We start from the raw sequence: 14,565 nt of genomic DNA on the forward strand, positions 1-14,565 counted from the left end.
GAGTCAGGAGGTACACCAGGGCAATAAATGGGAGGGAAGCCATAAATATGGAACAGAAACCTTTCGCTGACGAAAGCCTGAATAGTGAAGAGCAGGAGCAGCCTGAGCAGGAGGCAGTCATTGGCACGGTCAAGCCACCCATATTCTGGACTGTAATGCTTGTAGCATTGGCCCTCCTTGGAGGTATGATCGTTCTTATCTCCAGGGGCACGCTTGCTATGACAGTGGCAGTGCCCATCCCTGTGACGCTCAAGGCGGCAAGCATCAAGACCACGAGCTTGCGCCTCTATCCGGGAATTACCCCAGTCGATACTAGTTCCCCCGCGGTCAACCAGCTCGATGGGACGCTTTCGGATTTGGTAATCTCCAAGGCGATTGTCTTGCCGGTTATTGGCAATGTCATGGTGACCTTGAAAGCGGGTCAGAATACGCCAGTCACCACGACTGGTCTGACGACCGACCTGTCAGTTCTCTCCTCTGACCTGGCGACGTTCGAGGGCCAGGCAATATTCAATAATGCCAACGACAATGCCTTCGGGTCCGATGTCCAAACCGTTACGTTGAACAATGTCACTATCAGCGCGCCATATGTGATTGCCAATAGTATGACTCTGCCCGGGCTGACACTCTCTATTACACATTAATACCGTACAGCGTATGCCAGTAGGTATCCAGAGGCAAGACGACCGCTGTAAAAGAACAGGTGTAACCCGACACTGTTAGTAACCGCTCTCCCTGATTGCGTACTTTTATATGTTGACCACCATATAAAAGTACGCAATCATCAACATGTCAAGAGGGGGCAGTGAAACGAAGTTGGCGAGCGCGCGATGCTACTCGTTCTCCGAAGATGTTTTTGAGAACGTTTGAATCAAAAAATCTCGATTGGCACGCAGGATGCGTTCGCTCAGCGTTGGGTCATTCACTGTGCGCGCCAGTAGCAATGTCCCAACCATCCCAGAGAATAGGGCTATGGCAGCATCGTAACGGTTCTCGTCGGAATCTTCCGGCAAGACGGAAGCAACAAGCTGAAGAAGTTCTTCGTATCCTTCCGTAAATGCTGTGCGTACCTCTTCTGGACGACGAGCAAGATCTGCTGCCAGAGACGGCATCACACAACCGTGAGATGGATCATCGCGGTGAGAGATACTCAGGTACCTATGCACGAGAGCAGAGAGCTTTGCCCCTGCTGGCGCATGATCAACTGCCTGAGAGAGTCTCTCTACAGTCTCAGCTATTCCTGCTTGGCAAATTTCCGCGAGCAGAGCGTCTTTGTTGCGGAAGTGGGCATAAAATCCTCCATGCGTTAAGCCAGCTTGCCCCATCAGATCCGCAATGCCGACGCCATTGACGCCTTCCACACGGATCTGCTGCGCTGCGTTCTGAACGATCCGTTGATGCGTTAGCTGTTTCTCTTGCCGAGAACGCTTCATCTCTATGCCTCTCTCGTTTCTTTCCAATGCGCTTGTTTCTTCAGCACATTCCGATGTGCCTTCAGTCTTCACAGAAGAAATTTCCCAACTTTTCTTTAACTATACATGATAGCCATCATACGAATGGCGCACAGGAATGTCAAGAGAGCGCTTTGCAACAGTCTCGTCCAGCTGATGGATGACGGCCAAGATACTATGAGCCAGAACGACGATGGTTTTCTTGTATCCCAGCTTGCGAAATTGTGCAAAACCGCAACCCTACCAATATTTTTAGCGGCACGTTCGCTTGCTCGCTTACTTACACCTCAGACAACAAAACAAACAAAAGCTTGACTGCTTCATCATAAGATCTTCATAATAATCCTGCTAAAATTGAACGTATCGAGAAGGGAAACTCTGACAGAGGTTGCTAACACAAAGCAGCAACTGAGATCAAGCAAAATTATCACAGGTTCTTGATCGTTTCCTTGTCACGTATGTTTCCTCATTTATATACATAAAAGGAAGTAAAGAAAATGTCGATACGAACGTCACTGTCACTAAAAATAAAAACATTCATAAGTGTTACTTTTCTCTTACTTGCAGCAACCATAATCCTGGCGGCCTGTGGTAGTAGCAGCAGTGGAACTGCAACCGCTTCCTCCTCGGCAACAGCAGGGCACCCCGGCAGCGGCTTCGCTGGCGGTCATGGATCCGGCGGGGGATCCAACGCTCGGTCTGGACCGGCCTCTGGGGGATCATCTGGCACGGTCAGCAACGTGTCCACGTCGAGCTTCACAATATCAACATCAGCGGGTCAGAAGGTGACCGTCAACGAGGCGTCCTCTACGACATACCAGAAGGGGACGAGCTCGACCTCGGCGAGTGCCATTACAACAGGCGAAAGTGTCCTCGTACTTGGGATGACCAACGGAACGACCATCACGGCCACGCAGGTCATCGTGCAACCGACTGGCAGCGGATCTGCGACGTCCTCGACGGCAGGGGTGATCCCCTTCCAGCGCGGTGCACCGACCACGTCAAAGCAGGTCGGTCAGATTCCGGCGAACTACACTGAGGGGTCGGGGACGATCGTCAGCGGAACGACAGCGAATAAGGCGACGGAAGCTGCGCTGGCCGCCTACCCGGGGGGCGTCGTCGACCGTGTTGTGCAGCTGAGCAACGGCGAGTACGAGGCCCACAACATCGGCATCAACTGGCCGCACCACGTCTTCGTCAGCCAGGACTTCAAGGTCATCGGCGCCAACTAGCCGCCACAGTAGAGCATACATCAGCTCGGACGGCTCTCAGACCGGCAGGGGCACTCACCACGCGCGCTGACCCGCCGTGGTGAGTGCCCCTGCCGGATGCCGGGAGTTAAAGAGTTCCTACGCCTGTTCGCGCCAGGAGTATTTGGGAGCGTAGCCCAGCAGTCTGCGAGCTTTGTCGATCGAGAGCAGTGTCTCATGCTCGCCGACCCCCTCACGTAATGGCACGCCGGGATAGACTTCGGCCATTAACTCGCTGTTGGTCTGGTTCTGTGTAGTATCCGTAGCGGCGATAATAAAGGTTTCAGCTCCAGTGATATCGGCTTCGAGACCCAGGCGGCAACTCTGTGCGACATCACGGGCGTCGACGTATCCCCACAAATTCCATTTGCGCGTCAGTACGTCCTCTGAAAACGATGGGAAGCGAGCGTAGTCGTGCGGCTCCATGATATTAGAGAAGCGCAAGCCTACAAAAGGTATGCCGCTCCAGCGGTTGAATTGCCGTGCCATCTCTTCACTGATGACTTTGGAGAGCGCATAGCTGGACTCTGGATAGAGAGGATGCTGCTCATCGATAGGAGCGTAACTGGGTTTCTCACGGTCGAAAGGCAGGCCCAGTGTGGTCTCACTTGATGCCCACACAACGCGCTTCAGACCTGATGAAACAGCTGCACTAAAAATATTATATGTACTAAGCGTATTATTGCTAAAAGTTGTGCCCTCGGTCTGCCTGCCAGGTGCCGGGATTGCGCCGAGATGCACGACGCCATAGGCTCCTTGAAGCGTCTCGATGGTCTGCCCCAAATCTGTCAGGTCCACTTTAAGGAATGGTGAAATCTCTTCACGAGGTGGCACCAGATCGACGTTGAGTACTTCATAATTATGATCTATGAGCTCGCGAATGACGGCTCTCCCGGCTTTGCCACTGCCGCCGGTAACAACAATCTTTTTCATACGTTGAAGATCTTCCTGCTTGATAAAAAACTACAAAGGACAACACTGTCGATGATGTGGCTATGAAATAACTATATGGTTTCATCGGCCAGTTCATCATATGCGTTGAGGCTACTTATAGAATAACACAAGAATGCTACAGGAAAGAGTATAAAGCGTAACTATTCAGATGGGTCACGTAGAATGGTAGTAAGAAAGACAAAGATGCCATGAGAGCTGGTCCTGAGTTCTGGTGTCTTTCTCTGATCCGCCCGAGCGGCGCGTTCCTGGAGCAGGACATCATAACCTCGTAGCAGATAAGGGTAGGTTCTATGGACCTGAATACCATTAAGGAAGTGAAACACCCTGCATTAGCCGATGCAGTCATCTGGCGCGATGGGTATGCGTGGCTGGCTGGTGGCACCTGGTTGTTCTCAGAGCCGCAACTGGCCGTCGATACGCTGATCGACCTTGAAACATTCCACTGGCCTGCGCTGCACGCATCGGAGGATGGGCTTGACATTGCCGCTACCTGCCGGATCGTCGAGTTGGACCAATTCGCGGCGCCACCGCAGTGGACGGCAGCACCTCTCCTGCGTGAGTGCTGCTGTTCGCTACTGGCCTCGTTCAAGATTTGGAATGCGGCGACAGTCGGCGGGAACATCTGCATGTCATTACCAGCGGGCGCGATGATTTCCCTAGCCGTCGCGCTTGAAGGAGTGTATACATTGTGGCCGCGCGAAGCTGAGCCACGGCAAGTTCTGGCCACTGATTTCGTTACCGGAAACCATGCGAATATATTACAGCCCGGAGAGCTGCTGCGCAACATCCATATCCCCACTGCTGCGCTCACCAGGCGGTTCGCATTCCGCCGTTCCTCGCTGACACATCTCGGACGCTCGACGGTGCTCGTCATCGGGACCCAGAACATGCGTGATAGTGATCTGCAGCTCACTATCACTGCGGCGACGGCCCGACCAGTACAGTTACGCTTTGATCGGGTGCCAACCGCCAACGAACTGCGTCACCGGATTGAGACGATGATTCCCGACAGACTCTATTTCGACGATGTCCATGGGACGCCGGACTATCGGCGCCATCTTACCTACTACTACGCCGAGCAAATCCGCGCCGAGCTGGCGGAGAAGGGAGCCGGGATGTGAACTACACGATCAATAACAAGAGGTTTTCAGCCGAGCCGCGGCCCGGCCAATGCCTGAGAACATTCTTGCGCGAACGTGGCTTCTTCGGCGTCAAGAAAGGGTGTGATGCTGGCGACTGCGGCGCGTGCACTGTCTGGCTCGATGGTGTACCCGTACATAGTTGTCTGATTCCCGCCTTTCGCGCCGCCAATCGCCAGGTCACGACGATTGAGGGGTTGCAGCAAGATGGCAAGCTGCACCCTATGCAGCAAGCATTCCTCGATGCACAGGCATTTCAATGTGGCTTCTGCACGGCGGGCATGATTATGACAGCGGCGGCGCTCGAGGGCGATGCGCAAGCTGATCTGCCCCAAGTTCTCAAGGGCAATTTGTGTCGATGTACCGGCTACCATAGCATCTACAACGCCTTTCACGGCATCGTTTCCTCCGATGAAGATATCGCCGGCAAGGCCTGTGGAAGGAGTTTGAAGAACCCGTTCGGGGAAGCGATCGTCACTGGATGCGCCCGTTACACGCTCGACATCACGATGGACTCAATGCTCCACCTGAAAGTCTTGCGCTCGCCGCACCCGCACGCGCGCATCCGTGCCATTGACCGCAGCAAGGCCATGTCTGTTCCCGGTGTCGTTGACATTTTTACCTGGGAGGATGTCCCCCGTCAGCTCTACAGCACTGCAACCCATGAAGACCACCTCGTCGATCCCGACGATACCTACGTCCTCGACAATGTCGTCCGCTTCGCCGGGCAAAGGATCGCCGCCGTTGTCGCCGAGACCGTTGGTGCTGCCGAAGCGGCGTGCCGGCTGCTCGACGTGGAGTATGAGATCCTTCCCGCCGTCTTCGATCCCCAAGAGGCGATGAAACCGGGGGCGCCCCTCCTTCACGATAAAGGCGGCGAGTCGGATCGGAACATCTTCGTCGACATTCACGGCGAGATAGGCAGCGTCGAAGCAGGGTTCAAAGAAGCCGACGCCGTCCACGAGATGACGTATTCAACTTCCCGGGTGCAGCATGCCCATCTCGAAACGCACGGCTGCATTGCGTGGAAAGGCGATGACGAACGCCTTCACGTGCGCACCAGCTCGCAGGCACCATTCATCACCAAGGGCAAGCTCTGTCACATCTTCGGGCTATTGCCGCGCAATTTCCATGTCTTCACCGAGCGCGTCGGCGGCGGGTTCGGCGGGAAACAGGAGATGCTCACCGAGGATTTGTGTGTCCTGGCCGTGCTGAAAACCGGGCGACCCGTAATGTGGGAGTTCACCCGCGAGGAGCAGTTTATTGGTGCGACCACGCGTCATCCAATGACCACCCGCGTCAAGCTCGGGGCCAAGAACGACGGGACGCTTACCGCGATAGAACTGCACGTTGTTTCCAATACTGGCGCCTATGGCGGCCATGCCAGTGAGACGCTCGCGGCCGCACTCGGCAACCCACTCACCGTCTATCGATGCGCCAACAAGAAGGCCGACGGATACGCGGTCTATACCAACATGGTTCCGGCTGGAGGCTTCCGTGGATACGGTTCCTCGCAAACGACCTTCGCTATCGAATGTGCCATCGACGATCTGGCGCAGTTGCTTGGCATCAGTGCGTTCGAGATCCGTCGCAAGAACATGATTCGGCCATGCGACTGGATAGAATCGATCTGGAAGGATCCCCAGGACGTTACTTTCGGCAGTTATGGCCTCGACCAGTGCCTCGACCGTGTTGAAGCTGTATTGGCGAGTGGGCACGGCTCTCCCAAGCCCGAGGGGGAGGATTGGGTCGAGGGGATGGGGATCGCGTTGGCAATGTTGGAAAGTGGACCACCCACTGAACACCGGTCAGGTGCGGAGATGAAGCTCCTCCTTGATGGCTGCTATCATCTCGCGGTCGGCTCGACGGAGATGGGGAACGGGTCGGTTACTTCGCACCGCCAGATTGCCGCTTCGGTTCTCGGCTCGCGAGCGGAGAGTATTGCCATCATCAATGCCGATACCGATCAGACCCCTTACGATACCGGCACATTCGCCAGTACAGGAACGGTCGTTGCTGGTCGGGCGGTGGCTCTGGCAGCAACGGCATTGCGCGACAACATCATTGAGTTTGCCGCTCGCCTTACGAAGGCGGCACCCTCCACTTGCCGTTTGGAGGACGATTGCGTCCTCTGCGGGGAGCGACGGATCCCGCTAGTAGAGCTGTATGCCCTCGGTACCGGGGAGGGCCATCGCTTCGAGGCCAGGCGCAAGGGTTATTTGTCGCCGCGCTCGGTTGCCTTCAATGTTCACGGGGTCCGTGTCGCCGTTCACCGTGTCACTGGCGAGATCGAAATCTTGCAAAGCGTGCAGGCGGCGGATATCGGCAGGCCGATCAACCCGATGCAGTGCCGAGGCCAAATTGAGGGTGCAATTGCAATGGGTTTCGGCTGGGCACTCTATGAAAAGATGGTGTACGACGGCAATGGCGCTATGGTGAATCCTGCGTTGCGCAACTACCGGATTCCGGCCTTTGCCGACGTTCCCCGCAGCGAAGTGTACTTCGCCGACACCTTCGATACAGTTGGCCCTCTCGGAGCCAAGTCGCAAGGCGAGTGCGCGATCAATCCAGTCGCTCCCGCGATTGCGAACGCCGTCGCCGATGCGACCGGCATCCGCTTCCCTGACTTACCGCTGACGCCAGATCGCATCTTCGAAAGGCTCAGCTTCCAACCCTGAGCCTTCATCGCTACCATGCAGGCGATAACGTGAAAGCAGCGAGGTTGACTTGGCATGAAGGAGCGAACGGCTTTCAATGAGCCTGCTCTAGAGCAGCTTCTAGCATGAAAAAGGAGTGACAGATGACAACACTGCTCGCAAAGAATGCTATGGTTGTAGTCACAATGGATGACGAGCGCAGGGAGTTACGGGAAGCCGGGTTATTCGCTCGGGATGGCTTCATCGTGCAGGTGGCACCCACGAATGAGTTGCCCACTTCGGCTGACACAGTACTCGACCTGCGTGGACAGATCATGCTGCCCGGCTTTGTAAACTGTCATCACCACCTGGACCAGGTCCTGGCCAGAAACCTGCCCGCGGCCCAGAACACCAATCTCTTCCGCTGGCTTAGCGCACTCTATCCCATCTGGAGCCGTCGTACGCCAGAGGCATCTCGTACAACGACGATTATCGGCCTCGCCGAGCTCGCGCTCTCCGGTTGTACCACTGTCTTCGACCATACGTACGTCTTCCAGAACGGTTGTAAGCTCGACGACCAGATCCATGCCGCCCGGGAACTGGGGATGCGTTTTATTGCCGCGCGCGGAAGTATGTCGCTCGGTGAGTCAAAGGGAGGTCTCCCCCCGGATAATTGCGTCGAAAAGGAGGAGGCAATTCTTGCAGATTCCCTCCGACTCATTCAGCAATACCATGATCCCAACCCCGGATCGATGTTGCAGGTTGTCCTGGCACCTTGCTCTCCATTTAGTGTCACCACGGACCTGATGCGCGAATCCGCACACCTGGCGCGAGAGCGTGGGGTTCGGTTGCATACGCATCTCTGCGAGACGTTAGATGAAGAGCGCTATACGCTCGAGCATTTTCAAATGCGACCCGTCGCCTATCTGGAGACACTGGGCTGGATCGCAGACGACGTATGGTACGCCCATGCCGTACATGTCAACGACGACGAAATCCGCCTCTTCGCCAAGAGGGGCACGGGAGTGTGCCACTGTCCATCATCGAACATGCGACTCGCCTCGGGCATCGCTCCCATCAAGAAGTGCCTGGACCACAGCGTGAAGGTAGGCATTGGAGTCGATGGCTCGTCGAGTAATGACGCCTCCAATATGCTCATCGAAATACGAGAGGCTATGCTGCTTGCCAGACTGAAGATGGGACTGTGGCCCCCCGAGGGGCCGATGACGTTGCTCTCCACCTCCGATCCCTTGAGAGAGAAGGAATGGATGACGGCGCGTGAAGTATTGGAGATCGCAACCCGCGGGGGAGCGCAGGTGCTTGGGCGATCCGACATTGGATCATTGGAGCCAGGCAAGTGCGCGGACTTCTTCACCCTTGATCTGAACACTGTTGGCTACGCGGGCGCGCTTAGCGACCCCGTTGCCGCCGTGGTATTCTGTGCGCCACAACGTGCTCACTATACCGTCGTGGGTGGACGTCTGATTGTCGACAAAGGGGAGATCGCGACGCTCGATATCGCACCCGTGATTGAGGAGCATAACCGCCATGCCGCAAACCTTGTCGGACAACGGGTAAGTGATGTAGTCGTCACGGCAAGCGCGAGAACACGAGCAGGAACGCCACATAAAGCAACAGGACAAGCGCGGTCCCGGCCCAGGTGATCCGGTGTCGGGACACCTGGGAAGCTGCACGATCCGAAGGTTGCAGCCACCAGCCAAGCAGCTTGCTAAGCCATGGTACTAAGACCCAACCAAGAAGCACAGTGCTGAAGGCGTTGCCAAAAAACAAGGCGAGCCAGAAAGGCATTCCATTGCTCATAAGAAGCGGCGTCTGCACGAAGATCGAGAACAGGAAGACAGTAGGATACAGTGCTAACAGCACGAGCATATTCACCTTCCATCCAGGAGGAGTGCTCTGCTGCTCGCAGCCCGTGAATCTGAGCCACGCGTCGAACCCTACGCGCGCCTTCCGCATGCGGGTATCAAGGCTAAATGCGTCCGCCTCCTGGAGTACTTGTTTACGCTGCTCAGAGTTAAGCCAGGCTTCGAGATTGGCATCGGAATCAAAACGTAGGATCGTCACCCAGTCGTCTTGAACACCTGGGATCGGCGGTTCAAGCTTGTAGCCTTGAAAACCCTCGAACTGCGCCTGAGCTGCGGAGATCCGCTGGTACCAGCGCAGAAAGGCATTTTGCTGGCCCGGCTTGACCCGTGTAGAGATGATCGCGGACACAGAGGCGGGGGAGTAGCGAGACACGTCCTGCGTGAAAAGATGGATGTCGTCCTGTCCAACCAGGAGCGGCTGAAGTGCGTCGAGCAGGTGTTGCCTTTGTTCTGATTGGAGCCATGCTCGCGCCGCTTCGACGCTCTGGAAACGTTGGACGATTACCCAATCGGTTTGCACAGGAGGAGCTGGTGGAACAACCGTGTGGTCAAGATAACCGGGAAACCTGGCGACGGCATCGCTCACCTTCTGCTGCTGCTGTACGAAATCATCAGTACGACCTGGCATAACGCAGGTGTGGGTAACGAGCGTGACAGCGGATGTACTCATCTTCGAGAAATGCACCTCTGAACTTCATCTATTATATGATTCCGTTTATTGCTATGACTCTTGATTTATTATAGTATGCACAACACAAATCAAGTTAGAATTGGTAGAACCGCCTGTGCTTGTGCCCCGTGAATCCAGTTAAAAGCTTTTCAGGACCCCTCAGTTTTGACAGCAAATTGACGGCTAAGCCGCTGGACGCCAACGAATTACGATGCGCCTCGATGAACTATAGTTTCTCTCACGCCGCACAGGGAGCGCCCTGGCGGACAGCTGCAAAAAGGGGCGGGGAGGCGCCCACGAATCTCTCCACCAGCACCTCTTTTATGATGATGATGGTCTCAGGTCGCTTCTAGACGTTCATGAGAGCGTTTTCCCAAAAAGGAAAACGCATCGTTGACTGCAAAGCTGACAGAAAAACGCAGAGGTGTCGATTCGTTCTTGTGCTAGCGCAACGCGCCGTGAAAAGCCGTGAGAATGAGATCAGTGCCGCAGTTGCCCTGCTGCATCCGGCCCTGATCACAAACCGCATTCTCAGTGCTGATGCGATGCACACCAAAAAAGAACAGGTGTACACGCTGAAGATTCTCCAAATATTGTCGCGTGTGATATTCTCACATTGACACACAGTTGGCATTGATCCGGTGCAGAACAGCGAAAAAAGAAAAAATCAGAGGAGAAGATCATTGCTATGACCACCCTTCCCAATGGTAAGCCTATCGATATGGAGATGCTTGAGGTCGCGATGGAAGACTCCAACCTGGGCAACACGTATTACCTCAATACTCAAACAGGAGAAGTACTCTTCTTATCGGAATATTATGATATGGACGAGCAAGAACGACTGGCAGAAGAAATCGATGGGAGCAACGACTATGTACGCATTGAGCGTATCCCATCCTCTGAAGCGTATCAATGGATGAGCGATTTTGTGGAGGAAGTAGTTGCTCCCAAAGATCAACGCGCCGCCCAGAAATTATCCACTGCCTTACATGGGAAAGGCGCATTTAGACGCTTTAAAGATACGTTATACACAACAGGAGAGCAGTGGACGCAGACCTGGTATGACTGGCGAGACCAGCGACTCAAAGAAGCAATGGAGGCATGGTTACGGGAGGTGCTCTAGCCTATGGAGACGTTTGAGACCTATGACCTGCGCCAACTTGATCCCAATAGAGGCGTCCTGGCCACGATCACACATTGGCGGCCGCGCGTGAAAGATCCTGACCCCGACCATCCTGGAGAGAAAGCCACCGCCTCAGTTATCTACCGACGAAGGCCGAGGCAAGTTGCCCTTGCGGAAGTGGTCGTGCGTTTGCTGACTGTTGTCAACCCCTGCCCTACTGGCGCCCCGTCTGTCCCAATCCCGATATGCAAGGATATAGTCTGCTGCACCCACAGAGTGCTCGTTTTACCCCTGTTGATACGCAGACGGTGCATGCCTTTTTGCAAGCCGATGAGCGGCTCTATTGTATAGAGAAGACACCCCAACGAACCTTCTGGGTCTATTGGGGAGACCCGGCCTATGATGCGCCCCCATTAGGCACTATCTGTTTTGGCGATCTCGAACTGCAGGAGCCCAACACACTGCTGGTCAGTACGCTGAGCGATACGAGGATGCAGGTCTTGCTGGACCTGTTGCGCCCACTTCAGTTGAGCGCTCCACAGATGCAGTTTGACACGCCTCCTACCCCACCCAAAGAACTACGGAGAAGGCCGTGAAAAAGCTATCGCCGCGCCTGAATATTGCACCTGCGCTCACAGAAAACGACAGCAGGTTAGCCAGCATACGCGTACATACCAACGCGAGGCGAGTTCACCACTAGCAAGAGCATATCTTCGCCACACTCGTGGCTCCCTGCATGTTCCTCGCAGAGCCAGCCCTTGTTCTCAAAGATACATTGAGAACAGACGTCGCTGGCTGGCTGACCACAAACATCGCACACCCGTAGCGGCGGAGTATCCTGGCCAGAATGCGGATGGCCTGCCCCTTCGTTTCCGTGTCCCGTGCACCAATCACCTTCAACCTGAGTTCTGTGGTTGTGCCGTAATCGTACTCATATGTACAGCTTTGGCCCGGATACAGCACACTCTCAATGCAAAAGCGATTCGCGTCAAATGTGGCAGGATTTGTCCGCATCCTGGCTTGATCCCCCCTGGCAGGCGACAGAAACCTGAGGCATACTAGAGCCATGAACAAACTGTCAGAAGAAGCAACGCCGAGCAAACCACGCTCAGTGGTCTTTCTGGTGTTAAAATCTTTCCTAAGAAATAGTGCCATAGATTGTCAAATATTGACATATACTGGCATTTATAGCACAATACAGGGGAAATAAAAGGAAAAGAGGTGCTGTAGGATGCAACTCGTTGAGCGGCATGTCATCTGCAAAGGTGATTCTCGGTATACTGCCATCGATGCAGCCTCCTTCGCCTCCAAAAACCTCTATAATCTCGCGAACTACCGCATGCGCCAATCCTTCATCCATACGGGTACGTACCTCAGTATAGCTGAGGTCTATCATCTGGTGAAGGACACCGAAGCCTACCAAGCCTTGCCGCGTAAAGTGAGCAATGATGTCCTTCGGCTTCTTGAGAAGAACTGGAAGTCGTTTCGTAAAGGGCTTGCAGCGTGGTTTGAAGATCCATCGAAGTTTCAAGGTCGTCCTAAGCTGCCTCGCGTACAAAGACAAACAAAAGGGGCGCAATATCCTCATTTACGATAGACAAGCTCTCTCGAAGAAAGCCCTCAAGAAGCGAGGAATGATTGCTCCATCACAACTGGGAATCGAGATTCCTACCAAACAGAACAACGTCAAACAAGCTCGTATCATTCCTCGTAGTGGGTTCTATATTATAGAAGTGGTCTACGAACAAGAACCCAAACACGCAGGAGTTGATCCTTTGCTCGTCGCTGGTATCGATATTGGATTGAATAACGTAGCAACGCTAACATCAAACAAAGCAGGCTTTACGCCTCTGCTGGTTAACGGGCGTCCGCTGAAGCACATCAACCAATGGTATAACAAAGAACGTGCAAGGTTACAGTGCCATCTCAGCAAGCACAAGCGTCATACCTCCACTCGTTTAGAACGCCTTACCCAGAAGCGCACACGCAAAATTGATCATTACTTGCACACCCAAAGCCATCGTATCATCGAGCATCTCGTTGAGGAAGGTATAGGAACAGTCGTAATCGGGAAGAACGATGGGTGGAAGCAAGAAATCAACATAGGGAAGCGCAACAATCAACAGTTTGTGCAAATCCCCTTTGCTCGCTTCATTGATATGCTCAACTAGAAAGCAGAATTGGTGGGAATACATGTGATCCTCCAAGAAGAAAGCCACACCAGTAAGTGTAGCTTTCTTGATCTTGAGCCAATTTGCCATCATGAGCACTACCTGGGCAAACGCATCAAACGTGGCTTGTTTCGTACCAGTACTGGCAGGCGTATCAATGCCGATGTGAATGGCAGCCTCAACATTATCCGAAAAGCAATCCCTGACTCCTTCGGGCAAGGGATCGTGGGCGTGGCAGTCCGTCCAGTGGGTGCTCCCACATACTGAGCAATGCCTGTCATTGTTTAGGTGAACTGTTGCCACAGGTTCAATTACTCGATCTCGCAGGTCCCGTCCAGGTGTTTGATACCGCCGCGCGTCTGTTTGGAGCACCTTATACGCTGCTCTTTTGCGCGACGTCCGAGGAAATTCGCTCAGCGCAGCACCTCTCGCTTGCTCGCCTGCAACGGCTCCCAGACATCGACGGGCGTTCGCTTGTTATCGTGCCAGGAACTGGTGCCTCACCTAGCCAGAGCCGTAATTTGCTCAATGAGGAGACCAAACCCTGGCTCCAGGAAAACTATCATGCTGGAGCACAGGTTGCTTCCATTTGCTCAGGCACGGCTGCTCTGGGCGAGGCAGAGTTGCTTCATCGGCGACGGTGTACCACTCACTGGAAATTTCTCTCAGAGCTCCAGTCCTGCTATCCAACGGCTCAGGTAGTCGATGGAGTCCTGTATGTGCATGATCATGGGATCATTACCAGTGCGGGAGTGGCCTCTGGCATCGATATGGCACTCTGGTTACTTGAGCAGGACTGCGGACCTCGGATCGCTGCTGAGGTTGCCCGCCAACTGGTCATCTATTTCCGACGCAGCGGTCTGCACCAGCAGGTGAGTGTCTATCTCCAGTATCGCTCCCATCTCGATTCTTGCATCCACCGGGTCCAGGACTGGTTAGCCGAGCATGTCAGCGAACCTGCGACGCTTGCCGATCTGGCCAGCGTTGGTCAGACGAGCGAGCGTTCTCTGGCCCGTGCGTTCAAAGCAGCGACGGGGATTACGCCACATCAGTATCACCTGCTGCTGCGCCTGGAGGTAGCGACCCAACTGGTACGCGAGACCTCCCTCTCGTTGGAAGCGATTGCCACCAAAAGCGGATTTGGAGATGCTCGGCAGTTTCGTCGGGTCTGGCACAAACACTATGGAACGCCTCCATCTGCTAGCCGGTGACAAAGAGGCAGTATCTGCTTGGACTCTCGCACCTGTCTCTCCCAAAATGCTGTTTTTCATGAACATAAGTGAAG

The 14,565-nt window shown here is 54.4% G+C and carries 11 protein-coding genes and 2 pseudogenes; 10 read left to right on the top strand and 3 right to left on the bottom strand.

The window, feature by feature from the left end; translation table 11 throughout:
* Window positions 1-47 precede the first annotated feature (47 nt).
* Entirely contained in the window at window positions 48-644 is a 597-nt protein-coding gene (locus KRAC_RS18380) for a DUF6230 family protein (RefSeq protein WP_007909562.1), read from the top strand.
* Between the two features lie 189 nt (window positions 645-833).
* Here KRAC_RS18380 and KRAC_RS18385 read toward each other — a convergent pair whose 3' ends face one another.
* Window positions 834-1,433, bottom strand: coding sequence for a TetR/AcrR family transcriptional regulator (locus KRAC_RS18385; protein WP_007909563.1), 600 nt, complete (start codon window positions 1,431-1,433; stop codon window positions 834-836).
* A 902-nt stretch (window positions 1,434-2,335) separates the two neighbouring features.
* Between KRAC_RS18385 and KRAC_RS79030 the strand changes: the two genes are divergently transcribed.
* Window positions 2,336-2,683 (top strand): hypothetical protein, encoded by a 348-nt coding sequence (locus KRAC_RS79030; RefSeq protein WP_157506793.1) that lies wholly within the window; start codon window positions 2,336-2,338, stop codon window positions 2,681-2,683.
* Window positions 2,684-2,800: 117 nt separating this feature from the next.
* Here KRAC_RS79030 and KRAC_RS18400 read toward each other — a convergent pair whose 3' ends face one another.
* Complete coding sequence (locus KRAC_RS18400) at window positions 2,801-3,634, bottom strand: NAD-dependent epimerase/dehydratase family protein (protein WP_007909565.1); 834 nt, start codon at window positions 3,632-3,634, stop codon at window positions 2,801-2,803.
* Window positions 3,635-3,945: 311 nt separating this feature from the next.
* On the opposite strand from KRAC_RS18400, the gene KRAC_RS18405 reads away from it, so the two are divergent.
* The 3 genes from KRAC_RS18405 (at window position 3,946) to KRAC_RS18415 (ending at window position 9,094) form a co-directional block, all read left to right on the top strand.
* The gene (locus KRAC_RS18405) at window positions 3,946-4,776 is read left to right on the top strand and encodes an FAD binding domain-containing protein (RefSeq protein ID WP_007909566.1); all 831 of its coding nucleotides are present in this window, start codon (window positions 3,946-3,948) and stop codon (window positions 4,774-4,776) included.
* A complete protein-coding gene (locus KRAC_RS18410; RefSeq protein WP_007909568.1) occupies window positions 4,773-7,472 on the top strand; it encodes a molybdopterin-dependent oxidoreductase in 2,700 nt (899 codons plus the stop codon). The genes KRAC_RS18405 and KRAC_RS18410 overlap by 4 nt, the downstream gene beginning before the upstream one ends.
* A gap of 122 nt (window positions 7,473-7,594) precedes the next feature.
* Complete coding sequence (locus tag KRAC_RS18415) at window positions 7,595-9,094, top strand: 8-oxoguanine deaminase (protein WP_007909570.1); 1,500 nt, start codon at window positions 7,595-7,597, stop codon at window positions 9,092-9,094.
* Here KRAC_RS18415 and KRAC_RS18420 read toward each other — a convergent pair.
* A complete protein-coding gene (locus KRAC_RS18420) occupies window positions 9,021-9,986 on the bottom strand; it encodes an antibiotic biosynthesis monooxygenase (protein ID WP_007909572.1) in 966 nt (321 codons plus the stop codon). The genes KRAC_RS18415 and KRAC_RS18420 overlap by 74 nt on opposite strands.
* Before the next feature lie 688 nt (window positions 9,987-10,674).
* On the opposite strand from KRAC_RS18420, the gene KRAC_RS18430 reads away from it, so the two are divergent.
* The 5 genes and pseudogenes from KRAC_RS18430 (at window position 10,675) to KRAC_RS18445 (ending at window position 14,491) form a co-directional block, all read left to right on the top strand.
* The gene (locus KRAC_RS18430; protein ID WP_007909576.1) at window positions 10,675-11,109 is read left to right on the top strand and encodes a UPF0158 family protein; all 435 of its coding nucleotides are present in this window, start codon (window positions 10,675-10,677) and stop codon (window positions 11,107-11,109) included.
* Between the two features lie 161 nt (window positions 11,110-11,270).
* A pseudogene (locus KRAC_RS79520) lies at window positions 11,271-11,318 on the top strand (SEC-C metal-binding domain-containing protein); the annotation flags it as partial.
* Between the two features lie 36 nt (window positions 11,319-11,354).
* Window positions 11,355-11,705 (top strand): hypothetical protein, encoded by a 351-nt coding sequence (locus KRAC_RS18435; RefSeq protein WP_007909578.1) that lies wholly within the window; start codon window positions 11,355-11,357, stop codon window positions 11,703-11,705.
* A gap of 635 nt (window positions 11,706-12,340) precedes the next feature.
* Window positions 12,341-13,547, top strand: a pseudogene (locus KRAC_RS79525) (RNA-guided endonuclease InsQ/TnpB family protein).
* A gap of 29 nt (window positions 13,548-13,576) precedes the next feature.
* Window positions 13,577-14,491: a GlxA family transcriptional regulator gene (locus KRAC_RS18445; RefSeq protein ID WP_007909592.1), complete on the top strand. Its 915-nt coding sequence runs from the start codon at window positions 13,577-13,579 to the stop codon at window positions 14,489-14,491.
* Window positions 14,492-14,565 lie beyond the last annotated feature (74 nt).

This window comes from Ktedonobacter racemifer DSM 44963, assembly GCF_000178855.1.
Taxonomy (GTDB): Bacteria; Chloroflexota; Ktedonobacteria; order Ktedonobacterales; family Ktedonobacteraceae; genus Ktedonobacter; species Ktedonobacter racemifer.

Excerpts from the sequence above, each read along its gene's own strand:
- KRAC_RS18380 (WP_007909562.1), top strand. The coding sequence starts at position 48 with ATGGAACAGAAACCTTTCGCTGACGAAAGCCTGAATAGTGAAGAGCAG.
- KRAC_RS18400 (WP_007909565.1), bottom strand. The coding sequence starts at position 3,634 with ATGAAAAAGATTGTTGTTACCGGCGGCAGTGGCAAAGCCGGGAGAGCC.
- KRAC_RS18405 (WP_007909566.1), top strand. The coding sequence starts at position 3,946 with ATGGACCTGAATACCATTAAGGAAGTGAAACACCCTGCATTAGCCGAT.
- KRAC_RS18415 (WP_007909570.1), top strand. The coding sequence starts at position 7,595 with ATGACAACACTGCTCGCAAAGAATGCTATGGTTGTAGTCACAATGGAT.
- KRAC_RS18385 (WP_007909563.1), bottom strand. The coding sequence starts at position 1,433 with ATGAAGCGTTCTCGGCAAGAGAAACAGCTAACGCATCAACGGATCGTT.
- KRAC_RS79030 (WP_157506793.1), top strand. The coding sequence starts at position 2,336 with ATGACCAACGGAACGACCATCACGGCCACGCAGGTCATCGTGCAACCG.
- KRAC_RS18430 (WP_007909576.1), top strand. The coding sequence starts at position 10,675 with ATGACCACCCTTCCCAATGGTAAGCCTATCGATATGGAGATGCTTGAG.
- KRAC_RS18435 (WP_007909578.1), top strand. The coding sequence starts at position 11,355 with ATGCAAGGATATAGTCTGCTGCACCCACAGAGTGCTCGTTTTACCCCT.
- KRAC_RS18420 (WP_007909572.1), bottom strand. The coding sequence starts at position 9,986 with ATGAGTACATCCGCTGTCACGCTCGTTACCCACACCTGCGTTATGCCA.